This window comes from Pedococcus soli, from assembly GCF_054782575.1.
Genome location: NZ_BAAGSF010000004.1, coordinates 1,184,009 through 1,207,183 on the forward strand (window position 1 = coordinate 1,184,009; position 23,175 = coordinate 1,207,183).

At 71.8% G+C, this 23,175-nt stretch carries 25 protein-coding genes; 16 read left to right on the top strand and 9 right to left on the bottom strand.

All coding sequences use genetic code 11. The annotated features are described in order from the left end of the window. Positions 1 to 24: 24 nt before the first annotated feature. The 5 genes from ACYVKF_RS11755 to ligD are packed head-to-tail and all read right to left on the bottom strand — an operon-like array spanning position 25 to position 4,125. Entirely contained in the window at positions 25 to 1,083 is a 1,059-nt protein-coding gene (locus ACYVKF_RS11755; RefSeq protein WP_460966520.1) for a sulfate/molybdate ABC transporter ATP-binding protein, read from the bottom strand. Further along, positions 1,080 to 1,850, bottom strand: coding sequence for an ABC transporter permease (locus ACYVKF_RS11760; RefSeq protein ID WP_460966934.1), 771 nt, complete (start codon positions 1,848 to 1,850; stop codon positions 1,080 to 1,082). The genes ACYVKF_RS11755 and ACYVKF_RS11760 overlap by 4 nt, the downstream gene beginning before the upstream one ends. A gap of 35 nt (positions 1,851 to 1,885) precedes the next feature. Continuing rightward, positions 1,886 to 2,707: a molybdate ABC transporter substrate-binding protein gene (modA, locus tag ACYVKF_RS11765; RefSeq protein WP_460966521.1), complete on the bottom strand. Its 822-nt coding sequence runs from the start codon at positions 2,705 to 2,707 to the stop codon at positions 1,886 to 1,888. Next, on the bottom strand, positions 2,704 to 3,108 hold the full coding sequence (locus ACYVKF_RS11770; protein WP_056916410.1) for a TOBE domain-containing protein: 405 nt from the start codon (positions 3,106 to 3,108) through the stop codon (positions 2,704 to 2,706). Before ACYVKF_RS11770 ends, modA begins: the two co-directional genes overlap by 4 nt. 42 nt (positions 3,109 to 3,150) lie before the next feature. Further along, positions 3,151 to 4,125 (bottom strand): non-homologous end-joining DNA ligase, encoded by a 975-nt coding sequence (ligD, locus tag ACYVKF_RS11775; RefSeq protein ID WP_460966522.1) that lies wholly within the window; start codon positions 4,123 to 4,125, stop codon positions 3,151 to 3,153. Between the two features lie 135 nt (positions 4,126 to 4,260). Between ligD and ACYVKF_RS11780 the strand changes: the two genes are divergently transcribed. From ACYVKF_RS11780 to ACYVKF_RS11790, 3 genes are all read left to right on the top strand, one after another. Then, positions 4,261 to 5,190 (top strand): glycerophosphodiester phosphodiesterase, encoded by a 930-nt coding sequence (locus ACYVKF_RS11780; RefSeq protein ID WP_460966523.1) that lies wholly within the window; start codon positions 4,261 to 4,263, stop codon positions 5,188 to 5,190. 75 nt (positions 5,191 to 5,265) lie between these two features. Then, the gene (gabT, locus tag ACYVKF_RS11785) at positions 5,266 to 6,597 is read left to right on the top strand and encodes a 4-aminobutyrate--2-oxoglutarate transaminase (protein ID WP_460966524.1); all 1,332 of its coding nucleotides are present in this window, start codon (positions 5,266 to 5,268) and stop codon (positions 6,595 to 6,597) included. 232 nt (positions 6,598 to 6,829) lie between these two features. Beyond that, entirely contained in the window at positions 6,830 to 7,627 is a 798-nt protein-coding gene (locus ACYVKF_RS11790; protein ID WP_056919687.1) for an SDR family NAD(P)-dependent oxidoreductase, read from the top strand. Positions 7,628 to 7,687: 60 nt separating this feature from the next. Here the strand turns inward: ACYVKF_RS11790 and ACYVKF_RS11795 are convergent, their stop codons facing one another. From ACYVKF_RS11795 to ACYVKF_RS11810, 4 genes are all read right to left on the bottom strand, one after another. Continuing rightward, positions 7,688 to 8,452 carry a 3-hydroxyacyl-CoA dehydrogenase gene (locus ACYVKF_RS11795; protein ID WP_056916413.1) on the bottom strand — a complete coding sequence of 255 codons (765 nt, stop codon included), beginning with the start codon at positions 8,450 to 8,452 and terminating at the stop codon, positions 7,688 to 7,690. Positions 8,453 to 8,494: 42 nt separating this feature from the next. Beyond that, on the bottom strand, positions 8,495 to 9,664 hold the full coding sequence (locus ACYVKF_RS11800) for an acyl-CoA dehydrogenase family protein (protein ID WP_460966525.1): 1,170 nt from the start codon (positions 9,662 to 9,664) through the stop codon (positions 8,495 to 8,497). Positions 9,665 to 9,881: 217 nt separating this feature from the next. Continuing rightward, positions 9,882 to 10,718 carry an SGNH/GDSL hydrolase family protein gene (locus tag ACYVKF_RS11805; protein WP_460966936.1) on the bottom strand — a complete coding sequence of 279 codons (837 nt, stop codon included), beginning with the start codon at positions 10,716 to 10,718 and terminating at the stop codon, positions 9,882 to 9,884. Positions 10,719 to 10,759: 41 nt separating this feature from the next. Next, on the bottom strand, positions 10,760 to 11,437 hold the full coding sequence (locus ACYVKF_RS11810) for a uracil-DNA glycosylase (protein ID WP_056919689.1): 678 nt from the start codon (positions 11,435 to 11,437) through the stop codon (positions 10,760 to 10,762). A 134-nt stretch (positions 11,438 to 11,571) separates the two neighbouring features. Here ACYVKF_RS11810 and ACYVKF_RS11815 point away from each other — a divergent pair, with 134 nt between their 5' ends. The 13 genes from ACYVKF_RS11815 (at position 11,572) to ACYVKF_RS11875 (ending at position 23,146) form a co-directional block, all read left to right on the top strand. Next, on the top strand, positions 11,572 to 12,210 hold the full coding sequence (locus tag ACYVKF_RS11815; RefSeq protein WP_460966526.1) for an HNH endonuclease family protein: 639 nt from the start codon (positions 11,572 to 11,574) through the stop codon (positions 12,208 to 12,210). Positions 12,211 to 12,324: 114 nt separating this feature from the next. Continuing rightward, positions 12,325 to 12,984 carry an HAD family hydrolase gene (locus ACYVKF_RS11820; RefSeq protein WP_460966527.1) on the top strand — a complete coding sequence of 220 codons (660 nt, stop codon included), beginning with the start codon at positions 12,325 to 12,327 and terminating at the stop codon, positions 12,982 to 12,984. A gap of 9 nt (positions 12,985 to 12,993) precedes the next feature. Further along, positions 12,994 to 14,364 carry a pyridoxal phosphate-dependent decarboxylase family protein gene (locus ACYVKF_RS11825; protein ID WP_056916418.1) on the top strand — a complete coding sequence of 457 codons (1,371 nt, stop codon included), beginning with the start codon at positions 12,994 to 12,996 and terminating at the stop codon, positions 14,362 to 14,364. A 167-nt stretch (positions 14,365 to 14,531) separates the two neighbouring features. Further along, positions 14,532 to 14,822 (top strand): DUF3263 domain-containing protein, encoded by a 291-nt coding sequence (locus ACYVKF_RS11830; protein WP_200947831.1) that lies wholly within the window; start codon positions 14,532 to 14,534, stop codon positions 14,820 to 14,822. Between the two features lie 231 nt (positions 14,823 to 15,053). Further along, positions 15,054 to 15,509: a GNAT family N-acetyltransferase gene (locus ACYVKF_RS11835; protein ID WP_460966528.1), complete on the top strand. Its 456-nt coding sequence runs from the start codon at positions 15,054 to 15,056 to the stop codon at positions 15,507 to 15,509. Beyond that, positions 15,506 to 15,880 carry a VOC family protein gene (locus ACYVKF_RS11840; RefSeq protein WP_460966529.1) on the top strand — a complete coding sequence of 125 codons (375 nt, stop codon included), beginning with the start codon at positions 15,506 to 15,508 and terminating at the stop codon, positions 15,878 to 15,880. Before ACYVKF_RS11835 ends, ACYVKF_RS11840 begins: the two co-directional genes overlap by 4 nt. A gap of 4 nt (positions 15,881 to 15,884) precedes the next feature. After that, complete coding sequence (locus ACYVKF_RS11845; RefSeq protein ID WP_460966530.1) at positions 15,885 to 16,934, top strand: P1 family peptidase; 1,050 nt, start codon at positions 15,885 to 15,887, stop codon at positions 16,932 to 16,934. Continuing rightward, entirely contained in the window at positions 16,931 to 17,377 is a 447-nt protein-coding gene (locus ACYVKF_RS11850) for a hypothetical protein (RefSeq protein WP_056916421.1), read from the top strand. The genes ACYVKF_RS11845 and ACYVKF_RS11850 overlap by 4 nt, the downstream gene beginning before the upstream one ends. A 113-nt stretch (positions 17,378 to 17,490) precedes the next feature. Beyond that, on the top strand, positions 17,491 to 19,011 hold the full coding sequence (locus ACYVKF_RS11855) for an extracellular solute-binding protein (RefSeq protein ID WP_235529230.1): 1,521 nt from the start codon (positions 17,491 to 17,493) through the stop codon (positions 19,009 to 19,011). Further along, positions 18,986 to 19,897 carry a carbohydrate ABC transporter permease gene (locus ACYVKF_RS11860; protein ID WP_460966531.1) on the top strand — a complete coding sequence of 304 codons (912 nt, stop codon included), beginning with the start codon at positions 18,986 to 18,988 and terminating at the stop codon, positions 19,895 to 19,897. The genes ACYVKF_RS11855 and ACYVKF_RS11860 overlap by 26 nt, the downstream gene beginning before the upstream one ends. Then, positions 19,894 to 20,763, top strand: a complete 870-nt coding sequence (locus ACYVKF_RS11865) for a carbohydrate ABC transporter permease (RefSeq protein WP_082553293.1) — start codon at positions 19,894 to 19,896, stop codon at positions 20,761 to 20,763. The genes ACYVKF_RS11860 and ACYVKF_RS11865 overlap by 4 nt, the downstream gene beginning before the upstream one ends. Next, the gene (locus ACYVKF_RS11870) at positions 20,763 to 21,875 is read left to right on the top strand and encodes an ABC transporter ATP-binding protein (protein ID WP_056916423.1); all 1,113 of its coding nucleotides are present in this window, start codon (positions 20,763 to 20,765) and stop codon (positions 21,873 to 21,875) included. The genes ACYVKF_RS11865 and ACYVKF_RS11870 overlap by 1 nt, the downstream gene beginning before the upstream one ends. Further along, on the top strand, positions 21,872 to 23,146 hold the full coding sequence (locus ACYVKF_RS11875; RefSeq protein ID WP_460966532.1) for a CehA/McbA family metallohydrolase: 1,275 nt from the start codon (positions 21,872 to 21,874) through the stop codon (positions 23,144 to 23,146). Before ACYVKF_RS11870 ends, ACYVKF_RS11875 begins: the two co-directional genes overlap by 4 nt. Positions 23,147 to 23,175: the final 29 nt, after the last annotated feature.

Sequence of the window (23,175 nt, forward strand, 5' to 3'; positions counted from 1 at the left end):
AGGGGCGGTCGGCGCGCGGCTCGCTCAGGCGGCGTAGACGGCGACCTCGCTCGCCTTCACGGTGAGGACGACCTCGGCACCGACGGCCAGGTCGAGCTCGGCGACCGCGGCCGGCGTGACGTCCGCGGAGACGTGGGCCGTGTGGACCCGCACCTGGTGGCCGTGGGGTTCGAGGTCGGTCACCGTGGCGCGCACCGTGTTGCGCGGGCTGCCGTGCGGAGCCTCGCGGTACACCCCCACCGAGCTCGGGCTGAAGACGGCGACGGCCGGCTCCCCGGCCACGAGCGACTCCTCGGCCAGACCCTCGACCCGCAGGCCCTCGGGGGTGCTGACGGCGGGCGTGGTCTCGGTGCCGGCGCTGGTCCCGCGCACGAGGTTGAGTCCGGCGATCCGGGCTGCGAACGCGCTGGTGGGGCGCGAGAGCACCCGCGTCGTCGGTCCCTGCTCGACGACCCGACCTGACTCGAGCACGGCCACGTCGTCGGCCAGCAGCACCGCGTCGAGGATGTCGTGCGTCACCACCACGGTCGTGCGGTCGCGCAGCACCCGCCGCAGCAGCTGGCGGATCGCGGGGGCGGCCTCGACGTCCAGGGCCGAGAGGGGTTCGTCGAGCAGGAGGAGCTCGGGCTCCGTGGCCAGGGCCCGGGCGATCGCCACCCGTTGCGCCTGGCCGCCGGACAGCTCCGCCGGGCGCCGCCGGGCGAGCTCCGACGCGTCGACCTCCCACAGCCAGTGGGCGGCCCGCTCTCGCGCCTCGCCACGCGGCATACCGGCACTGCGCGGACCGAAGGCGACGTTGTCGGTCACGTCCAGGTGGGGGAAGAGCCGTGCCTCTTGTGCCAGCAGGGCCACGCCGCGGGCGTGCGGGGGCACCCAGGTGCCGGATCCGTTGGAGGAGAACAGGGTCCGGTCGCCCATTCGGATCTCCCCGCTGTCGGGGTGGAGGAGGCCGGCGATGGAGGAGAGCGCGGTGGACTTGCCGGCTCCGTTGGCCCCCAGCAGCGCGAGAGTGCGTCCCTGCTCGACGTGGAGGTGGAGGTCGACGTCGCGTCCGGGGATGCGCAGGGTCGCGTCGAGCGTCACAGGGCGGTCCGGGATCGACGCGTCACGGTGATGACGACGGTGGCCACGACGACGAGCACCAGCGAGAGCGCCACCGCCGCCTGGGGGTCGGTCTCCCGCTGGAGGTAGATCTCGAGCGGGAGCGTGCGCGTCACGCCCTGCAGGCTGCCCGCGAACGTGATGGTCGCGCCGAACTCCCCGAGGGCGCGGGCGAACGCGAGGACCGCCCCGGAGGCGAGGCCGGGGAGGACCAGCGGCAGCGTGACGCGGAGGAACACCGTCGTCGGCCGGGCACCCAGCGTGGCGGCGACCTCCTCGTAGCGCTGCCCTCCTGTTCGCAAGGCCCCCTCCAGGCTCACGACGAGGAAGGGCAGCGCCACGAAGGTCTGGGCGAGGACGACGGCCGTCGTGGAGAAGGCGATCTGCAGGCCGAGGACCTCGATGGTGTTGCCGAGCAGACCCCGGCGGCCGAACGTGTAGAGCAGAGCGATGCCTCCCACCACCGGCGGCAGCACCAACGGCAGCAGCACGAGCGACCGCAGCACCGACTGCCCACGGAACTCGGTGCGCGCCAGGACGACCGCCATCGGTACGCCGAACACGACGCACAGCAACGTGCTGGTAGCAGAGGTCCGCAGACTGAGGAGCAGAGCCGCCCGGGACGACTCCGACGTCACGAGCTCGGGGAACTGGGTCCAGTCCACGCGGGTGAGCATCGCCAGCAGGGGCAGCACGACGAAGAGGGCGCCCACGGCGGCCGGGACGAACACCCAGCCGGGCAGTCCCAGTCGGGGTGCTGGGCGGCCTGGACGTCGGGAGCGGGTCACGGTGCCTTGGCGAACCCGGCGTCGGCGAGGACCTGCTGACCACCGGCTCCGGTGACGGCCTTGACGAAGGCATCGGCCAGCGCGGTGTTCTTCGAGGCCTTGAGGGCCGCGATCGGGTAGGAGTTCACGGCGGCCGACGATTCGGGGAAGGTGATCCCCTGGACCGTGGCGCCCGCGCCCTTGACGTCGGTGACGTAGACGAGGCCCGCGTCGGCCTCACCGGCGGTGACCTTGCCGAGCACGTCGGTGACGGACTGCTCCTCGCTCACGGGCGTGAGGTCGACACCGGCCGACGCCTCGACCTTGGCGGCGGCCGAGCCGCACGGGACGGCCGGTGCGCACACGACGACCTTGACCCCGGACTTCGCGAGGTCGGCGAACGAGGCGATCTTCGCCGGGTTGCCCGGCGGGACGGCGATCTCGAGGGTGTTGGAGGCGAAGACGACGGGGGCTGCGGCGGTGAGCGACTCGGCGGTCACCTTGTCCATGTTCTTGGTGTCGGCCGAGGCGAAGACGTCCGCCGGGGCGCCCTGCTGGATCTGCGCGACGAGGTCGGAGGAGCCGGCGAAGCTGAACTTCACCGTGGCGCCCGGGTTCGCCTTCTCGAGGTCGGCGCCGATCTGGGTGAAGGTCTTCTTCAGGGACGCTGCCGCGAACACGGTGATCTCGCCCGACAGCCCGCTGGACGACGAGCTCGAGCTCGTTCCCGCGGAGCCGGACCCGCCGGCGGCGTCGCCCGAGCTGCTCCCGCAGGCGGCCGTGCCGAGGGCGAGCGTCAGGGCGGTGGCGAGGAGGGCGAGGCGGGCGGGGCCGATCATGATGCTCCCTGCGGGGTCTCGACGATGACGGTGGTGGACTTCACGACGGCGATGGCGACCGACCCGAGCTCGAGGCCGAGGTCGCGGACGGCCTCGCTGCTCATGAGGGAGACGACGCGGAACGGGCCGCACTGCAGCTCCACCTGCGCCATCACCGGGTCGGTCTTGATGTCGGTGACCAGTCCGACGAAGCGGTTGCGGGCGGACCGCCCGACGGTCGAGGGATCGGTGGCGGTGTGGGCCTGGTCGCGGGCGAGGAGGGCGACCTGGTAGCCGTCCACCACCTTGCGCCCGGCGTCGTCGGCCTCGGAGGCGAGCGCGCCGCTGTCGACCCAGCGCCGGACGGTGTCGTCGCTCACCCCGAGGAAGGTGGCGGCATCCTTGATCCGTAGCTGCGGCATACGGGCCACTCTAGGACCGCAAGTGCGGGTATGGCGAGTGTTTCAGTCCGCGTCTGCGGTCTCGGGTGGGTCCTGGGCGCCATCTCGTTCGTCCCGCTCGGCCCACTCCACGAGCTGGTCGATCCCGAAGACCGCGTCGTCGATCCCCGCGTGCAGGTCGCCGAGCTCGGCGTAGCGGGCAGGAACGGTCGCGATGGTGAAGTCGTCCGGCGTGATGTCGTCGACCTCGTCCCAGCGGATCGGGGTGGACACCGTGCCGCGGGGGTTGCCGCGCACGGAGTAGGCGCTGGCGATGGTGTGGTCGCGGGCGTTCTGGTTGTAGTCCACGAACAGCGCCGCCGGGTCGCGGTCCTTGCGCCACCAGGTCGTCGTCACGTCCTCAGGGGCGCGGCGCTCCACCTCCCGTGCGAAGGCGAGCGCGGCCCTGCGGACGTCCTTGAACCCCCCCCGGGGGTCGATCCGCACGTACACGTGCAGTCCCGAGCCCCCGCTCGTCTTGGGCCAGCCCACCGCCCCGAGCTCGTCGAGCACCTCCTGGACGACGTGGGTCACGCGCTGAACCCGGTCCCACGGGCACTCCGGTCCCGGGTCGAGGTCGATCCGCCACTCGTCGGGCCGCTCCACGTGCCCGCGGCGGCTGTTCCACGGGTGGAACTCGACCGTCGACATCTGCACCGCCCAGATCACGTGGGCCAGCTCGGTGACGCACAGCTCGTCGGCCGTGCGGTTGTACCGCGGGAACTTCACCCGCACCGTCTCCAGCCACGGCGGGGCCCCGTGCGGCACCCGCTTCTGGTGCACCTTCTCGCCGGCCACCCCCTCGGGGAACCGGTGCATCATGCACGGCCGCTCCCGCAGGGCGTTGACGATGCCGTCGCCCACCGCCAGGTAGTACTTGACGAGGTCGAGCTTGGTCTCGCCGCGCTCCGGGAAGTACACCCGGTCGGGGTTGGAGATGCGCACGTCCCGGTCGCCGACCTCCAGCTCGATCGCGGGGGACGTCGCCTTGGCTGCCATGCAGCCCAACCTAGGCCCGGTGTGGCGCGGCGTCACCCGGAGTGGGTGGACTGCCGTCCCAGCCCGCGTGGGCCGTTCGACCGAACTGCCCGATTCGCCGCATACGCAGCACTTCCGCGGGCTACCGTCGTCGCCGTGCGCTCCCTCCGTCTCGTGGTCTCCGCAGGCGCCGCGACCCTCGTGGCGGCCGCCGCGCTGACCGCGGGTGCCGGGACCGCAGGAGCGGCGACAGCCACGGCGGCTGGGGCGGTCCCCGCCAGCGCCGCCCGGCCGCTGACGGTCGGCCACCGGGGTTCGAGCGCCGTCGCGCCCGAGAACACCCTCGCCTCGTTCGCCCTCGCGGTGCGACAGGGTGCCGACCTCGTCGAGAGCGACGTCCAGCGCTCCAAGGACGGCGGACTGGTCCTCATGCACGACACCACGCTGGCCAGGACGACCAACGTCGAGCAGCGCTACCCGACCAGGTCGCCGTGGCGGGTCGCCGACTTCACCCTGGCCGAGATCAGGACGCTGGACGCCGGGTCGTGGAAGTCCTCCCGCTATGCGGGGCAGCGGGTCCCCACCCTCGCCGAGCTGGTCAAGCTGGTCCGCTACTCGCGCTCGGGCATCCTCATCGAGCTCAAGTCACCCTCGCTCTACCCCGGGATCGAGGCGCAGGTGACGCGCACGTGGAAGCAGTTCCCCGGGTACCTCACGACAGCCCTGCGGACCAGGCGCCTGGTCGTGCAGTCCTTCGACGCGACCTCCCTGCGCCGGTACCACGTGCTCCAGCCGGAGGTCCCGGTCGGGTTGCTGGGCACCCCTGCGGTCGCGGACCTTCCCGCCCTGTCGCGCTGGGTCGACCAGGTGAACCCCGCCTACGCCACCTTCGACGCGGCCTACGTCGCACAGGCACACCGGTGGGGGCTGCAGGTCCTCGCCTGGACGGTCGACGGAACGGCAGCGATGGACGCCGCGCTCGACCGCGGCGTCGACGGGGTGATCACCAACCGGCCCGACCTTCTCGAGGCGGTCCTGACCCAGCGCGCCGCCGGGGTCACGAGCGCCGTCCGGCACGCGGCATAGGGGCGGCTGGGTCCCTTCCCGACGGGGCGGGTGGCCGCGCTGTCGGCGACCGCGAGCCGGTCGTATGCTCGGCCCATGCTCGAGCAGAAGCGCGTCCTCGCCACCAGCATCCCCGGCCCGAAGTCCCAGGCCCTCCAGCAGCGCAAGACCGCTGCAGTCTCCGCCGGGGTCGGCACCGGCCTCCCCGTCTACATCGAGCAGGCGGCCGGCGGCATCCTGCGCGACGTCGACGGCAACCAGCTCATCGACTTCGGCTCGGGCATCGCCGTGACGACGGTGGGCAACGGCAACCAGCGCGTCATCGACGCGGTGACGGCACAGATCAACGACTTCACGCACACCTGCTTCATGGTCACCCCCTACGAGGAGTACATCCTCGTCGCGGAGGCGCTGTCCGAGCTCACCCCGGGCACCCACGAGAAGCGTTCGGCGCTGTTCAACTCCGGCTCCGAGGCCGTCGAGAACGCCGTCAAGGTGGCCCGCCACTTCACCGGTCGGCAGGGGGTCGTCGCGTTCGACCACGCGTACCACGGCCGGACCAACCTCACGATGGGCCTGACCGCGAAGAACATGCCCTACAAGCACCGCTTCGGGCCGTTCGCGAGCGAGATCTACCGGGTGCAGATGGCCTACCCCTACCGCTGGCCCACCGGCCCCGAGGCCTGCGCCGACGAGGCGTTCGAGGCGTTCGTCGCCGACGTCCACGCGCAGGTCGGCGAGGACAACACCGCCGCCGTCATCCTCGAGCCGATCCAGGGCGAGGGCGGGTTCATCGTGCCCGCCCCCGGGTTCGTCAAGAAGGTCTCCGACTGGTGCACCGAGAACGGCATCCTCTTCATCGCCGACGAGGTGCAGACCGGGTTCTGCCGCACCGGTGACTGGTTCGCGTCCGAGCACGAGGACGTGGTCCCCGACCTCATCACCACCGCCAAGGGCATCGCCGGCGGTATGCCGCTCGCGGCCCTGACGGGGCGCGCGGACGTCATGGACGCCATCCACGTCGGTGGCCTCGGTGGCACGTACGGCGGCAACCCCGTCGCCTGTGCGGCTGCCCTCGCCTCCATCGAGACGATGAAGGAGGAGGACCTGCGCGGTCGGGCCAAGGCCGTCGAGGCGATGTTCCGTCCCCGTCTCGAGGCGCTCGCCGACAAGTACGGCGTCATCGGCGACATCCGCGGCCGCGGCGCCATGCTCGCCGTCGAGCTCGTCAGCGACCTGGACAAGAAGACCCCCGACGCAGACCTCACCGGGCGGATCAACAAGGCCTGCCACGCCGAGGGCCTCGTGACCCTGACCTGTGGCACCTTCGGCAACGTCTTCCGGTTCCTGCCGCCGCTGTCCTCTGGCGACGACCTGCTCTCCGAGGGACTCGACATCCTCGAGAACGCGTTCGCCACCTCCGTCTGACGCCTTCCGTCTGACACCCGCGTCCGAGGGGTGCGGTCGGACGGCTGCGTCCGGCCGCACCCGTGAGGTCCGCCACTGTTCACATGACCGTCGCGTGTCGGTGACCTGCCGGTGCGGTCGGCGCTGTTAGACAGGTGCTGACCCGGCCAAGTATGAGTTGGCCGGGTCGATTCATGCCCTGACGGGCCGGTGGGCCCGGCGTCGACGGGGCCCCGTGCGGCAGACTGCCGGCATGGTGCTTCCTCCGTCCCTCGACCTGTCCGGACGCACGGCCCTCGTCACCGGCGCGGGGAGCCCCAACGGGATCGGGTTCGCGACGGCCCGCCACCTCGGTGCGCTGGGCGCGGGCGTCGTCCTCGCGGCGACGACGAACCGGGTCAAGGACCGGGCCCGGGAGCTCGAGGACTCGGGGGTCGAGGCGCTCGGCCTCGTGGGCGACCTCACCGATCCCGAGGTCGTCGCCGACCTCGTCGACGCGGCGGCGGAGTGGGGTGGCCGGCTCGACGTCCTCGTCAACAACGCAGGCATGGTGTCCACCAGCCAGCCCGACTACCTCGAGGGAGACCTCACCGCGACGACGCCCGACCGCTGGTCGGAGTCGCTGCGCCGCAACCTCGACACCGCGTTCCTCGTGACCCGGGCGGCCCTGCCGCACCTGCGGGTCAGCGGCTCGGGGCGGGTGGTGATGGTCGCGAGCGTCACCGGTGCCGTCATGGGCATGCGCGGTGAGGTCGCGTATGCCGCGGCCAAGGCCGGGCTGGTCGGCCTCACCAGGGCGCTCGCCGTGGACGAGGCCGTGCACGGCGTCACCGTCAACGCGGTCGCCCCGGGTTGGATCGCCACGGGCTCCCAGACCGACGACGAGGCCGCCGAGGGGCTGGTCACGCCGGGCGGGCGCTCGGGGACCGCGGACGAGGTCGCCGCGGCGATCGCCTACCTCGTGAGCCCCGGCGCCGGGTACACGACCGGCCAGGTGCTCGTCGTCGACGGCGGCAACAGCATCACCGAGGAACGCGCGCTGCCCCGCTGAGTGCAGGCACTCGGCGGGGCAGCGTCAGCGTCTGGCGCTCGCGCGCCGGGTGTGAACCGGTCAGCGCGGGGGCATCCGCAGGGCGCCGTCGAGCCGGATGACCTCGCCGTTGAGCATCGAGTTGTCGACGATGTGGGCGACGAGGTTGGCGTACTCCTCGGGCTTGCCGAGACGGGACGGGTGCGGCACCTGCTTCTCCAGGAGCTCCTTCACCTCGCCGGGCAGGCCGGCGAGCATCGGCGTCTCGAAGGTCCCCGGAGCGACGGTGACGACGCGGATGGCCTTGTCCGCGAGGTCGCGGGCGGCGCTCAGGGTGAGGCCGACGACCCCACCCTTGCTCGCGGCATACGCGGCCTGGCCGATCTGGCCGTCGTAGGCGGCGATGGACGCCGTCATGACGACCACGCCGCGGTCGCCGTCCTGCGGCTCGTTCGCGAGCATCGCGGCGGCGGACAGGCGCAGGACGTTGAAGGTGCCGATGAGGTTGATGTTGACGACGTTCGCGAAGTCCTCGAGGCCGAGCGGGCCGCGCTTGCCGACAACGCGACCGGGGGTGGCGACACCGGCGCAGTTGACGACGATCCGCAGAGTCCCGAGCTCGGCGGCGGCGTCGATGGCGGCCTGGACCTGGGCTTCGTCGCGCACGTCCGCCGGGACGAACACGGCCATGTCACCCAGCTCTTCGGCGAGGGCCTGGCCGGGTGAGGAGGGGAGGTCGACGATGACGACGGCTGCACCCTCGGCGTGCAGGCGGCGGACGGTCGCGCCGCCCAGGCCAGAGGCGCCGCCGGTGACGAGGGCAACGGTGGAGTCGTTGATCTGCAAGGGTTTTCGGCCTTTCGGTGGGGAGGTCGGTATGGGGCGGGATCAGCCGCGGAGCAGCTGGCGGCTGATGACGAGCCGCTGGATCTGGTTGGTGCCCTCGAAGATCTGGGTCACCTTGGCCTCGCGCATGTAGCGCTCGAGCGGGAAGTCCTGGGTGTACCCGGCACCACCGAGCACCTGCACGGCGTCGGTCGTGACACGCATGGCGTTGTCGGTGCAGATGAGCTTGGCGACCGCCGCCTCCTTGCTGAACGGCCGTCCGGCGTCGCGGAGGCGGGCCGCGTGGAGGTAGGAGGCGCGCGCCGAGGTGACCGCCGCCTCCATGTCGGCGAGCAGGAACGCGAGGCCCTGGTTGTCGCCGATGGGGCGCCCGAACTGCTGGCGGTCCTTGGCGTAGTCGACGGCTCGGTCGAGGGCGGCCTGCGCGAGTCCTGTTGCGGCAGCTGCGATCCCGAGCCGACCGGAGTCGAGGGCGGAGAGGGCGATGGCCATGCCCTGACCGCGTTCGCCGACCAGGCGGTCGGCCGCGACGTCGACCCCCTCGAAGTGCACCTCGCTGACGGTGTCGCAGTGGAGGCCCATCTTCTTCTCGGGGGTGCCGAACGCGATCCCCGGGGCTTCGCCGGGGACGACGAAGCAGGACAGCCCGCGACCGCCGTCGTCGGAGGTGCGGACGAACGACGTGTAGAAGTCGGCGTGGCCGGCGTGCGAGATCCACGCCTTGGTGCCCTTGAGCCGGTAGGACGTCGGGTCGGTCTCGTCGTCCGCGACGGCCCTGGTCGTCATGGCGGCGACGTCGGAGCCGGCGCTGCGCTCGGAGAGGCAGTACGCCCCGAGCTGGTCGCCGGACAGCATGTCGGGCAGCAGGCGCTCCTTCTGCTCGTCGCTGCCGAAGGTCGCCACGGGGTAGCAGGTGAGGCCGTGCACCGAGACGCCGACGGCGACGCTCATCCAGACCGAGGCGATCTCCTCCACGACCTGCAGGTACACCTCATACGGCTGCGCGGCGCCGCCGAACTCCTCGGGGTAGGGCAGCGAGAGCAGGCCCGCCCGCCCCAGCACCCGGAACGCCTCGAGGGGGAGCTGTGGGGTCGTGGCGGCCGCCCGCTCGGCCTCGTCGACGACGGGCGCGAGCTCCTTGGCGCAGATCTCGCGGGTCAGGTCGATGAGGTCCTGGCCCTCCTCGGAGGGCATCAGACGGGTCGCAGGCATGGGGCAAGGGTAGTAGTAGGACGTCCTACTACCTGCATCGCCGAGGTGAGGGCCCCCGACCCAGCAGACGTTCGCCCCTGACCCAGCAGACTGTCCTGCCCTGCGGGCAGGTTGCCACCTACGCCCTCGGCAGCAACGTCTGCTAGCAGAGGTTGCTGCAGTCGGGGGGGGTGGGGGAGGGAGGGGAGCGGGGGCAGACGGGGGGCGCGGGCGGGGGTCAGGTATGGCGCTGGGTCGGCTCGACCGGGGTGAGCTCGGGTCGCTTCGCGGTCACGGTGTCGCCGGAGGACTCGCCGCGCAGCCGGCGCTGGACCCAGGGGGCGAGGTGCGTCCTGGCCCAGGCGGCGTTCGCGGCCGTCGCCTCCCGGCGGCCCACCGGTGGGAGCGGGGGCAGCGGAGTGCTCCAGTCGGCGCGGTCGGTGTCGTGGCCGAGCGCGGACAGGGCGTTGAGCGCGACGCGGCGGTGGCCCTCGGTGGTCATGTGGATCCGGTCGTCGGCCCACAACCGGAAGTCCTTGAGCGCGTCCATCCCCCACTGGTTGATGACGTAGCAGCCGTGCTGCTGGGCGATGCTGAAGATGTTGGCCGAGTGGATCGCGTGCCGGCCGCGCAGGTGGCGGAGCAGGGGAGCGCCGGACGGGTCGGTCGGGGTCGCGAGCAGGACGTCGCTCCCGGCGGCGCGCAGGCGCACCACCGCGGTCTCCAGCCGGTCGGCGATCGCGTCGAGGTCGGCCTTCGGGCGCAGGATGTCGTTGCCGCCACCCACCATGGAGACCAGGTCGGGCTGCAGACCGAGCGCGGCCTCCAGCTGGGGTCCGATGACGTCGGCGAGGAGCCGGCCGCGCACGGCGAGGTTGGCGTAGGCGAACTCCCCACCCGACCGGTGCGCGATCCCGGCGAGGTGCTCGGCGAGCCGGTCGGCCCAGCCCACGTAGCTGTTGTCGCGGGAGGGGTCGGCGTCGGACATGCCCTCGGTGAACGAGTCGCCGATTGCCACGTAGCGGTGCCAGACCTTGCCGCCGCTCTCGGGCAGGTGGGTCTCGTTGCCGGGCAGCTCGGTGGCCGCGTCGGTGGTGTGCTCGGCGGTCGGGTCGGTCACGGCAGGCTCCAGTCGATCGGGTCGGCGCCCTGCTGGGCCAGGAGCTCGTTGGCGCGGCTGAACGGGCGCGAGCCGAAGAACCCCGAGTGGGCCGACAGGGGTGAGGGGTGCGCGCTCTCGACGGACGGGACGTCCCCGAGGTGCGGCACGAGGTTGCGGGCGTCGCGACCCCAGAGGATCGCGACGAGGGGGCCACCGCGGTCGACGAGGGCCGAGATGGCCTGCGCCGTCACGGTCTCCCAGCCCTTGCCGCGGTGGCTCGCCGGCTTGCCGGGGTGGACGGTCAGCACACGGTTGAGCAGCAGCACGCCGCGGTCGGCCCACGGCGACAGGTCACCGGTGCTGGGTCGCGGCAGGCCGAGGTCGGTGCCGAGCTCCTGGTAGATGTTGGCCAGGCTCCGGGGCACCGGCTGGACGTCCGCGGCCACCGAGAACGACAGCCCCACGGCGTGACCGGGGGTCGGGTAGGGGTCCTGCCCCACGATGAGCACGCGGACGGCGTCCAGCGGCTGCTCGAACGCCCTGAGCACGCGGTCCCCGGACGGCAGGTACCCGCGCCCCGCAGCCACCTCGGCCCGGAGGAACTCGCCCATCGAGGCCACGGTGCCGGCCACCGGCTCGAGAGCCTTCGCCCACGAGGGGTGGACGAGCTCGGGGAGGGCTGCGGGCGGCATACCCAGAAACGTATCCCTGCCGTCGCACACCGGCACAGTTGACCCGGGCCTTGCCGAACCCGCACCGAATCCGGACCGCGTGTTGGCCGCGGAGTTGCCCACGGCGCAACGGGTTCGGGCCAGTCTCGCTGGTCATGACCTCCCCCTCCTCCCTCCTGCGCGCTGCCGCCGCGGCCACCCTCGCCCTCGCCGCGCTCCCCGTCGCGGCCTCCGCCGCCTCCGCCCTCCCGCCGCCGGCCCCGACCGTTGCTGACTCCCGTGACCAGCTCGCCACCCTGACCGTGGCGCCCGAGGACAACGCGGGGTACGACCGCACGCTCTTCACGCACTGGATCACCATCAGCGGGACCTGCGACACCCGCGAGACCGTCCTCAAGCGCGACGGCTCCGGGGTGGTGACCGACTCGGCGTGCAAGGCGACCAGTGGTTCCTGGACCAGCGTCTACGACGGCGTGAAGACGACCGATGCCTCGACGTTCGACATCGACCACGTCGTGCCGTTGGCCGAGGCGTGGGGTTCGGGCGCGAGCGGGTGGACGCCGACGGATCGCAAGAACTTCGCCAACGACCTCGTCCGACCCCAGCTCATCGCCGTGTCCGCCTCGAGCAACCGCAGCAAGGGTGACCGCGACCCGGCCGAGTGGCAGCCGACGAGCGCGACGTGGAAGTGCGAGTACGTCCGCGAGTGGATCAACGTGAAGTACTACTGGGACCTCGACGTCGACAGCGCCGAGAAGGCCGCGGTGGAGGACATGCTCGACACCGACTGCTGAGCCGACTGCTGAACCCCACGGCTCGACCCCTGCTGCTCGACCCCACGGCTCGAGCCGCACCGCGGGAGTCGCACCGCGCGAACCGCGCCGTCGCGGCCTGCCTAGGCTGTCCGGGTGAACTCGCTGCGCTGGCCCGTCGTCCTGTTCGACTTCGACGGCACCCTGGCCGACACCATCCCGCTCATCGTCGCCTCCTACCGCCACGCCCTGACGTCCGTGCTCGGTGAGTCCGCGCACGACGACGAGGTGCGCTCGTGGATCGGGCGCCCGCTCCAGCCGGTGCTCGAGGAGCGCTACCCGGGTCGCGGGGCCGAGCTCACCGACGTCTACCGCACCTGGAACCTCGCCAACCACGACGAGCTGATCCAGACCGTCGACGGCATCCCCGAGCTGCTCGACGACCTCCACGCCGCCGGTGCCCGCACCGGGGTGGTGTCCTCGAAGAAGGCCGAGACCGTCGAGCTCGGCCTGCGTGCCGTGGGTCTCGCCGAGAAGATCGATGTGCTCGCCGGCCAGGAGGCCACCCCGCTGCACAAGCCCGACCCTGCGCCCCTGCTGTATGCCGCGCAGCGCCTCGGCGCGGCCCCCTCCGACTGCGTGTACATCGGTGATGCCACCGTGGACGTCGAGGCGGCGAGGGCGGCCGGCATGGGGGCGCTCGCGGTCACCTGGGGTGCTGGGGTGCGCTCGGAGCTGGAGGCCACCGGCCCGCACGCGGTCGTCGACGACGCGGTCGGCCTGAGGGCCGAGCTGCTGGGGTCCGCCCGGCCCTAGACTCGCCGCGTGCACGGCTACAGCGACCAGCAGCTAGAGATCCTCGGCGATGCGATCCTCGCCTACTCCGCCGACCGGTTGAAGCTCGACCCGGTCCCCCTCGACGGGCCACGGACGCTCGCCGAGCTCGACGCGGCCGCCGGGATGACGATCACCCCGGACGGCATCGGCGGCCTCGCCGCGCTCAAGCTGTTCGAGGAGGACCTCGCCCCGGCGTGCATCTCCACCGACCACCCGCGCTACCTGTCCTTCATCCCGTGCGCGCCCACCGAGGCCTCGGCCATGTTCGACCTCGTCGTCGGGGCCTCGTCGATCTACGGCGGCTCCTGGCTCGAGGGAGCCGGCGCCGTGTACGCCGAGAACCAGGCGCTGCGCTGGATCGCCGACCTCGTCGGCCTCCCCGACAGCGCCGGCGGCGTGTTCGTGCCCGGCGGCACGATCGGCAACCTCTCCGCGCTGGTGGCGGCCCGTCACACCGCCCGGATGGAGGCCACCCAGCAGGGACGCCGTGGCGATGGCTCCAGGCCGTGGCGCGTCGCGGCGACGCACGGCGCGCACTCCTCGATCCAGTCGGCGTGCGACGTGATGGATGCCGAGTTCGTCGGGGTCGAGGTCGACGACATGGGCCGGCTCACCGGGCCGGCGCTGCGCGAGGTGCTCCTCGAGCACGGGCCCGAGACGTTCTTCGCCGTGGTCGCCACGTCGGGCACGACCAACTTCGGGATCGTCGACGACCTCGAGTCCGTCGCCGCGGTCTGCCGGGAGTTCGGGATCTGGTTCCACGTCGACGGTGCGTACGGCGGCGCCGGCCTCGCCGCGCCCTCGGTGCGCCACCTCTACGAGGGGATCGAGCACGCGGACTCGTTCATCGTCGACCCCCACAAGTGGCTCTTCGCCCCGTTCGACTGCTGCGCCCTGCTCTACCGCGAGCCCGCCCTGGCCCGGGCCGCGCACACCCAGCACGCGTCCTACCTCGACGTCCTCACCGAGGCCGCCGACTGGAACCCGACCGACTACTCGGTCGGCCTCACCCGTCGCGCCCGTGGGCTGCCGTTCTGGTTCAGCCTCGCCACGCACGGCACCAAGGCCTACACCGAGGCCGTCGAGCGGACCCTGGCAGTGACCCGGTTCGCCGCGGAGGAGATCGGTCGCCGTGACTACGTCGAGGTCCTGCGCGAGCCCGACCTGTCGGTCGTGGTGTTCCGCCGGATCGGCTGGACGCCGTCGGACTACCAGCGATGGTCGGACCGCCTGCTCGAGGAGCAGTTCGCGTTCGTGGTGCCCACGTCGCACGACGGGGAGACGCTGACGCGGTTCGCGATCGTCAACCCCAAGACCTCCGAGGACGACATCAGCGCCATCCTCGACACCATGGCCTGAGGTCGTCCCAGGCCCGGCGGGAGGCTCGGTGGAGCACCTGTGGGGTGCGTGTGACAGGTGTGACCGAGCACGGAAAGTCGTCGGGCACGGCTCGCCGAACAGAATGACAAGCGTGTGATTCCCTCCGTATAGTTGCCCCTGCAAGGCACCGTCACGAAGGGTCGAGAGTGAACGCCGCACACGAGCAGGATCACGTCAGCGCCGCCGCAGGGCTGAGCGAGCGCGATCGCGAGATCATCGCCTTCGAGCGGCAGTGGTGGAAGTACGCCGGGGCCAAGGAGCAGGCCATCAAGGAGCTCTTCGACATGAGCGCCACCCGCTACTACCAGGTGCTCAACGCCCTCATCGACTCCCAGGCCGCCCTCGAGGCGGACCCCATGCTCATCAAGCGCCTGCGCCGACTGCGCGCCTCGCGCCAGCGCGCCCGCAGCGCCCGACGGCTCGGCATCCAGCTGTAGCCGGTCCCCCAGACACAGTCACGCCCGTCCAGAATCGACTGGACGGGCGTCGCTGTGTCCGCGGGCCCTCGCCGCCCGCACAAAGCGGGTGTCGCTCGGCGAACCGGGTGTTATTTGTGCCGGGTTTGCCGAACGACACCCGCTTTGCGGGGCAGGGCGGCAGGGGAGGACGGTATGGCGCCTGCGCGGCTCTGCGCGCGCCATACCGTCTCCGCGTGCTTGACTGCCGCCGTGACCGACGTGCGCACGCGCCCCGCGGGACCTGACGACGCCCTGGTCGTGGCCGGCCTGACCCTGCAGTGCGCGCTGCACCGGGGCGGCACCCCCGAGCCGGGCTTCCTCGACCGGTTCGCCCGGGCCTGGTCGGCCCAGGTCCGCACCCGCCCGGCGTGGATCGCCGAGGTCGGCGACCAGCACGCGGGCTACCTGCAGGCGGCCGTCGTGCCGGCCCTGCCGTGGCCGGGGCGCAGCGACGCGGCAGGCGTCCTGCTCGTCGACACCTTCTTCGTCCGTCCGACGCACCGGGGCCTGAGCGTGGGGGAGTTCCTCCTGCGCGCTGCCGTCGACTGGTCCCGGGCACAGGGCCTGACCGAGGTCCGGATGACGGCGGGGAAGTTCACCCGGCCGATGGTCGAGCGGGTGGGGTTCGTCGCCCACGACGCCGCCCACCACCTGGAGCTGTCGTGAGCGAGGGGCTGAGGATCGGGTCGATCGTCGTGCACGTCGCCGACGTCGCCCGGGCGATGGCCTTCTGGGCGTCCGCACTGGACTACGAACCGCGGGACGAGCCCGAGCCCGACTGGGTCATCCTGCGACCTCGCGAGGGTCGGTCCGGCCCCAACCTCTCCCTCGACGGCGTGGGTGCCGACCCGCCCCAGTTCCCCGAGATCCACCTCGACCTCTACGCCCGCGACCAGGGCGCCGAGGTGGAACGCCTGGTCGCCCTCGGTGCCCGCCGGGTCGAGGACTGGCCCTACCCCGACGAGCCGCACGACTTCGTCGTCCTGCAGGACCCGGACGGCAACCGGTTCTGCGTCGTCGACGCCTCCGAGGACTGAGCCCGTGCGACCCGGCCCGACCAACTCCCTCACCGACGTCCCGGGGATGCGGGTCGGCCACGCCACGCGCACCGAGCCCGGCTGGCTCACCGGCACGACCGTCGTCCTGGCTCCCGGTGCCGGGGCGGTCGGTGGCGTCGACGTCCGCGGCGGGGCCCCGGGCACGCGCGAGACCGACCTGCTCGACCCGCGCAACCTCGTCGACCGCGTCAACGCCGTGGTGCTCACCGGTGGGAGTGCCTTCGGCCTCGCCGCCGCGGACGGAGTCGTCCGACGCCTGTATGACGCCGGTGTCGGGTGGCCGATGGGGGCGCCGGGGCAGGTGGTGCCGATCGTGCCGGGTGCGGTGCTGTTCGACCTCGGGCGGGGTGGCGAGTTCGGGAACGCCCCCGGTGCCGTCGACGGGGCTGCGGCCTTCGACGCGGCAACCGCTGGGGCGGTCGTCCAGGGCTGTGTCGGGGCCGGTACCGGTGCCAGGGTTGGGGGCCTCAAGGGCGGCGTCGGCTCGGCCAGCGCCGTGCTCGCGGACGGCACCACCGTGGCCGCCCTGGTGGTGGTGAACGCGATCGGTACGGCCGTCGACGACCGGACCGGGGAGCTCTTCGCGACCCGCTTCGGGCTCGACGGGGAGTTCGCCGACGTCGGGGTGCCGGCAGCCTCGGAGCTGGACGCGGCCCGGGAACGTGCTGCCGCGGCACACCAGGGGCAGCCGGTCCGGCCCGGCACGGCCACGACGATCGGCGTCATCGCGACGGACGCCGTCCTCACGAAGGCCCAGTGCCAGAAGGTCAGCGGGTTGGGCCACGACGGGCTCGCGCGGGCGATCCACCCGGTCCACACCCTGCTCGACGGTGACACGCTCTTCACCCTCTCGACGGGGGAGCGCCCAGCGCCCGACCTCCCGTCCCTGCACGCGCTCATGGTGGCGGCCGGTGACTGCGTGACGCGGGCCGTCGCGCACGCCGTCCTCGCCGCGACCTCGGTGGACAACGGCACAGTCGACCTGCGGTCCTATCCCGATGCCTTCCCGTCGGCTGTCAGGATGGGGCGATGAGCAACGACTGGAGCACCCCCGAGGGAATCGCCGCCATCAAGGACGCGCTCGCCGCGACCATCGAGGGGTGGGTGGCCCCGGTCGCGTACGGCGTGGGGATCAGTCCGGCGTCGAGCTCGCCGGAGCGGGAGTTCCCGCACGTGAACGGACCCGGAGGGACGCACGGCCTGCCCGCCGTCGTGCTCGCGAAGATCGTCGGCCACGCCCACGGCACCCAGACCTATGACCTGTCCAGGGCCCAGGTCGAGGCGGCCGTCGAGACGCTGGCCCCGGCGGAGGCCTGCACGTCGATGGACCACCCCAACCTCGCCGCCCTGCGGACCGTCCTCGCCGAGCTCGAGTCCAACCCGGCGCGCGAGGCGCAGGTCGTGTTCGTCGGCGACCTCGACGACCCGGTGTCGTCGGAGGCCGACGCCACCCTGCGCACCCTGGTGCAGTCGTAGTCGTCCGACCGAGGGTGGTCGTGGTCGGGGGCCGTGGCTGGCTGTCGCGGTCGTTCGTCACCATTTGACCTGACAAAGCACGAGATTGTCAGCGTGGACCGTTTCGTCCCACTGTGGAAGGGTTGCTGACGCAGGTCAACGAGGACCTGCAGTCGGTGCAGACAGCCCCCTGGCCCGTGCCGACGTCCGAGCCCGGAGGTCCCCCGATGCGTCTCTCCCGCCGTGCCGTGCTGCTGACCAGCGGTACCGCCCTGTCCCTCGTCCTGTCCGGGTGCGTGGGCGCCAAGGACAACAGCACCACCGCAGACCCCAAGGCGAACGCCGACGCCAAGGACGTCACGCTGACCATCAGCGCGAACGACGTCGTCGGCGGCAAGAACGCCGCCGAGGCCGCGTGGATCACCGACAGCGTGATCCCCGGGTTCGTCGCGGCGCAGAAGGCCAAGGGCGTCACGGCGAAGGTGACGTTCAACGGGTCCGGCGTCGAGGACGAGCAGTACAAGACCAAGCTCGAGCTCAACCTCAAGACCGGCAGCGGCGCCGACGTGTTCGCCGCCGACGGCATCTGGCTGGGCGAGCTGGCCAGCGCCGGGTACGTCCAGCCGCTCGACACCGTCGTCGGCGACACGGCCAAGAAGTGGGACGGCTGGACCCAGATATCCAAGGCGGTCCAGCAGAACCTCACCTTCAAGGACCAGCTCTACGGCATCCCCAACGGCACCGACGGCCGGGTGCTCTACTTCAACAAGACCCTCTTCGCCAAGGCCGGTCTGCCCACCGACTGGCAGCCGAAGTCGTGGGCCGACATCCTCAGCGCCGGCCAGGCGCTGAAGAAGCTCTCCGGGGTCACCCCGATCCAGATCAACGCCGGTGTCCCGATGGGTGAGGCAACGACCGCCCAAGGGTTCCTCCCGCTGCTGGCCGGCACGGGTCAGCCGCTCTACGACGACTCCGGTGCGAAGTGGCAGGGCGCGACCGCCGGCGTGAAGGACGTCCTCGGCTTCTACACGTCGATCTACGGAGGTGGCCTGGGGGACCCGAAGGTGCAGCAGGACAAGGCCGGACGCGACCAGTCGTTCGCCGACTTCAGCAAGGACAAGATCGGCATCCTCGCCGAGGGCGACTACTTCTGGCGCTCGGTCATCTGCCCCAGCACCACCGACTGCGCGACCACGGCCATGCCGAAGCGCAACGACGTCGTCGGGTGGGCCAAGATCCCGGCGATGGCGCCGGGCAAGGGCGTGAACGGCCAGGACTTCGTCAGCGTCTCCGGTGGCGCCGGCTGGATGCTCAACCCGAAGACCAAGTACCCCCAGCAGGCCTGGGAGCTGATGGCGTGGATGTCCTCGGCGCAGATGCAGACGGCACTGTCCAAGGCCCAGATCCGCATCTCTGCGCGCGCCGACGTCAACGCCCAGACGCTGACCGACGACCCGCTGCTGAGCTTCATCTCCAAGGAGGTCCTGCCGATCACGACCTACCGGCCCTCCGACGAGAAGTACAACGAGGTCTCGCTGGCCATCCAGGAGGCGACCGCAGCGGTGGTGAGCGGGAAGTCGCCCGACGAGGCCGCCGCCACCTACCAGTCCGCCCTCCAGAAGGCCGTCGGTGCCGACCACGTCTCCGGGAGCTGACAGCGACGTCGTCGGGCTCGGCCGTGGCCGGGCGATGGCGTTCGTCGCGCCCGCGCTCGTCCTCGTCGGGGTGTTCCTCGTCTTCCCGGCGGCGTGGACCATCTACCTCGGCCTGCTCGAATACAGCCTCAGCGGTTCCGGCGCCAAGGCACCCACCTTCGTCGGGCTCGGCAACTACGTCACGGCACTCGGGGACCCGGCGTTCACCAAGTCGCTCTACCTGACCCTGCTCTACGTCGGGTTCTCCGCGGTCGTCGGGCAGAACGTCCTCGGCTTCCTGCTCGCGTGGTTCTTCCGGACCACCCGGCCGGCCATCCGCAACACGCTCAACGTCCTGGTCCTGCTCGCCTGGATCCTGCCGGGCTCGGTGGTCGCCTTCCTCTGGCAGGCGTTGCTCGACCGGCGCGACGGCACCCTCAACGCCCTGCTCGGCACGACCGACATGGCGTGGGCGCTGGACCACCCGATGGCGGTCATCATCATCTTCAACATCTGGCGTGGCACGGCCTTCTCGATGCTGCTCTACTCGGCCGCGCTCAACACCGTCCCGCGCTCGCACCTCGAGGTGGCGCGGATGGCGGGAGCCAGGCCCTGGCAGCAGCTGCGGGACGTGGTGCTCCCGACCGTGAAACGGCACGTCCTGACCAACACGCTGCTCATCACGCTGTGGACCTTCAACGACTTCTCGCCCTACCTGCTCACCGGGGGCGGTCCCGACAACGAGTCCGAGATCCTCCCGGTCTACATCTACAAGGAGGCCATCATCGGCGGCCACCTCGGCTACGGCTCGGCGATCTCGTTGCTGCTCCTGCTGGCCAACCTCGTCATCGCCGTGGTCTACATCCGGTTGCTGCGCAACGGCAGCGACAAGGAGGCGACCGCATGAGCGCCGCGACGGCGACCCACGCCCCCTCGGCCCGTCCCGCCGCCAACCCGGCGCGGACCATCGCGGCCCGGTCCCTCGGCTACGCAGGTCTGTGCGTGCTCGTGGTGTTCTTCGCGCTGCCCCTGCTGTGGCTGGTGCTGACGCCGTTCTCGCCGACCCCGTCGTACCGGGCGACCTTGTCCGGGTTCACGTTCGGCAACTTCGACAAGCTCTTCGCGAACCCCCAGACGTGGCCGTCCATCCGCAACTCGCTCGTCCTGGCGATCGGCTCCTCGGTGCTGGTGATCGTCCTCGCGGCGCTGGCGGCATACGCCCTCTCGCGGGTGCGCATCCCGGGACGCGACCAGCTCCTGTACGCCCTCCTGCTCCTCAGCTCCATCGTCACGGGGACGGCAGCGATGGTGCCGATCTTCCTCATGCTGTTCCAGCTGGGGATCATCGACCGGCAGTTCGGGGTGGTGCTCGTGCTGTCGGGCGGCCTGCTGCCGGCGGCGGTCTTCATGCTCAAGGACTTCGTCGACTCCATCCCCAAGTCCTACGAGGAGTCGGCCCGCGTCTTCGGCGCCTCACCCGGTCAGATCCTGCGCCACATCGTCCTGCCCGTGATCCGCCCCGGTATGGCGACGGTGGGGGTCTGGGCGCTGGTCCAGGTCTGGGGCAACTTCCTCGTCCCTTACGTCCTGCTGTCCGATCCGGCGAAACAGCCTGCGGCAGTGGTGATGTACACGTTCTACGACGCAGGCGGCCAGCCGAACTTCTCCCTCATCTCGACGTTCGCGCTCGTGTACTCCGTGCCCGTCGTCGTGCTGTACCTCGTCGTGAACCGCCGCTACGGGTTCGCCTTCCAAGGAGGAATCAAGGGCTGATGGCCTCAGTGACACTGACCGGACTGGTCAAGGAGTACCCCGGCGGCGTGCGTGGCGTCGACGGCGTGGACGTCGAGATCGGCGACGGCGAGTTCTTCGCGCTGCTCGGGCCGTCGGGCTGCGGCAAGACCACCTTGCTGCGCACGCTCGCGGGGCTCGAGGCAGCGACCGAGGGATCGGTCCGGATCGGCGACCGCGACGTCACGCGGCTCGATCCGGGGGACCGGGACGTCGCGATGGTCTTCCAGGACTACGCCCTCTTCCCCCACATGACGGTGACCGACAACGTCGCCTACCCGCTGCGGATCCAGAAGGTCGCCAAGGCCGAACGCGAGTCACGGGCGCGCGAGACCGCCGAGGGGCTGAGCCTGGGGGCGTTGATGCAGCGCCGTCCGGCACAGCTGTCGGGCGGCCAGCAGCAGCGGGTGGCCCTGGCCCGCGCCATCGCCTGCCACCCGCAGGTGTTCCTCTTCGACGAGCCCCTGTCCAACCTCGATGCGCGCCTGCGGCTCGAGGCGCGCACCTTCCTCAAGCAGCTGCAGAAGTCGCTCGGCGTCACCACCGTCTTCGTCACCCACGACCAGGCGGAGGCCTTGGCGATGGCCGACCGGATGGCGGTCATGGAGTCGGGGCGGATCCGCCAGATCGGGACGCCGCGTGAGGTGTTCCAGCGTCCAGCCAACACGTTCGTGGCCAACTTCATCGGCGCCACCCCGATGAACCTGCTCGACGCCCAGGTGGTCGACGGACGCCTCGACCTCGGTGGGTTCACCCTTCCCGTCCCCGACGGCTTCGCGGTCGGTGAGGGCGACAAGGTCGTGTACGGCGTGCGCCCCGAGTACGTCCTTGCCTCACCCGGGGATCGTGAGGGGGTTCCCGGGCGGGGTGAGGCCAGCCACCCGAAGGTTTCCGGGATGCGTGGCACGGTCAGTGCCGTCGAGAACCTCGGGGTCAACGTGCTCGTGACGGTGGACGCCGGGGAGCAGGCGGTCCGCGCGGTCGTCCCGGAGTCCGAGGAGCCCGGACTCGGCGACACCATCGACCTCGCCCCGGCGCCCGGCCGGGCCCTGCTCTACCGCGCCGACGGGGACGGCGAGCTGATCGGGTCGTGATCCGTCACGCCGGGACCTGGACCCCGGACGACCGCGCCGGGTCCGTCTGGCAGTACCTGCCGTTCGAGGTGTCCGCGTCGACCGCGGGGGTACGCGTGACCCTCGACTTCGACCGGTCCCACGGCGCGGGCGGCGTGCTCGACCTCGGTCTCGTCGACCCGCAGGGCTGGCGCGGCTGGTCCGGCGGCGCGCGCAGTGTCGTGGAGATCGGTCCCGGCTCCAGCACACCGGGCTACCTCGACCGGGGTCTGCCGACAGGGGAGTGGCAGGTCGTCCTCGGCCTCCACCGCCTGCCGGCCCAGGGCCTCCCGTGGCAGGTCGTCGTCGACACCGACGCCACGGTGGTCGACTCCTCGGTGGTCGACTCTGCGGTGGTGGGCTCTGCGGTGGTCGACTCCCCGGGCGTGTGGTCCGGCCCCCGGTCTCCCGTCCCACCTCGTCGGCCGCGGCGTGACCTCCCGGCGGTGGACGGCCTCACCTGGCGGGCCGGGGACTGCCACGCCCACACGGTCCACTCCGACGGTTCGCTCACGATCGACGAGCTCGCGGCGCTGGCTGCCGGTCGGGGCCTGGACTTCCTCTGGGTCACCGACCACAACACCACGAGCCACCACCCGTTCCTGGCCGAGGCGGGTGCGCGCCACGGGATCGAGCTGCTGCCCGGCCAGGAGGTGACCACGGCCGACGGCCACGCGAACGCGTTCGGCGACATCGGCTGGGTCGACTTCCGGCGCCCGGGCGGAGAGTGGGCGGCGGACGTGACGAGCCGCGGCGGGCTGCTGTCGGTCAACCACCCGGTGTCCGGGGACTGCGCCTGGCGGCACCCTCCGCCCGCCTCAGCCGATGGCGCGCCGACCTCGCCCGCCCCGGCGGCGGAGGTCTGGCACTCGTCGTGGACCGACCGCACCGACGGCGGCCCGTTGGCCTGGTGGATCGCTGCCGGGAGCCCGCTCCCGTTGGGGGGCAGCGACTTCCACCGTCCCGGTCATGACGCGGCCCCCGGATCACCCACGACGTGGGTGGCGTGCGAGGACGGCGACGTGCTCGGCGCGATGCTCGCGGGCCGCACCGCGGTCTCGGCCGGCCCGGACGCGCCGCTGCTCCTGCGGGTCGGTGACGAGCTCGTGGCGATCGATGCCGACGGCACGATGCTCGTCTGCCCGGATGGCCGCCGGTCGCCGGTCCGTGGTCGCCGTGCCATCGTCGGAGGCCACGAGGGCCACCACCTCCTCGAGCTCACCGACCGCACCGTCGTCGCCATCGCCGCCTGACGACCGCCCCCGCCCGCCCCCGCCCGCCC

Bases quoted from the DNA above. Each gene is read 5' to 3' on its own strand.
- modA (WP_460966521.1), bottom strand. From the start codon at position 2,707: ATGATCGGCCCCGCCCGCCTCGCCCTCCTCGCCACCGCCCTGACGCTC.
- ACYVKF_RS11770 (WP_056916410.1), bottom strand. From the start codon at position 3,108: ATGCCGCAGCTACGGATCAAGGATGCCGCCACCTTCCTCGGGGTGAGC.
- ligD (WP_460966522.1), bottom strand. From the start codon at position 4,125: ATGGCAGCCAAGGCGACGTCCCCCGCGATCGAGCTGGAGGTCGGCGAC.
- gabT (WP_460966524.1), top strand. From the start codon at position 5,266: ATGCTCGAGCAGAAGCGCGTCCTCGCCACCAGCATCCCCGGCCCGAAG.
- ACYVKF_RS11790 (WP_056919687.1), top strand. From the start codon at position 6,830: ATGGTGCTTCCTCCGTCCCTCGACCTGTCCGGACGCACGGCCCTCGTC.
- ACYVKF_RS11800 (WP_460966525.1), bottom strand. From the start codon at position 9,664: ATGCCTGCGACCCGTCTGATGCCCTCCGAGGAGGGCCAGGACCTCATC.
- ACYVKF_RS11810 (WP_056919689.1), bottom strand. From the start codon at position 11,437: ATGCCGCCCGCAGCCCTCCCCGAGCTCGTCCACCCCTCGTGGGCGAAG.
- ACYVKF_RS11815 (WP_460966526.1), top strand. From the start codon at position 11,572: ATGACCTCCCCCTCCTCCCTCCTGCGCGCTGCCGCCGCGGCCACCCTC.
- ACYVKF_RS11850 (WP_056916421.1), top strand. From the start codon at position 16,931: ATGAGCAACGACTGGAGCACCCCCGAGGGAATCGCCGCCATCAAGGAC.
- ACYVKF_RS11865 (WP_082553293.1), top strand. From the start codon at position 19,894: ATGAGCGCCGCGACGGCGACCCACGCCCCCTCGGCCCGTCCCGCCGCC.
- ACYVKF_RS11870 (WP_056916423.1), top strand. From the start codon at position 20,763: ATGGCCTCAGTGACACTGACCGGACTGGTCAAGGAGTACCCCGGCGGC.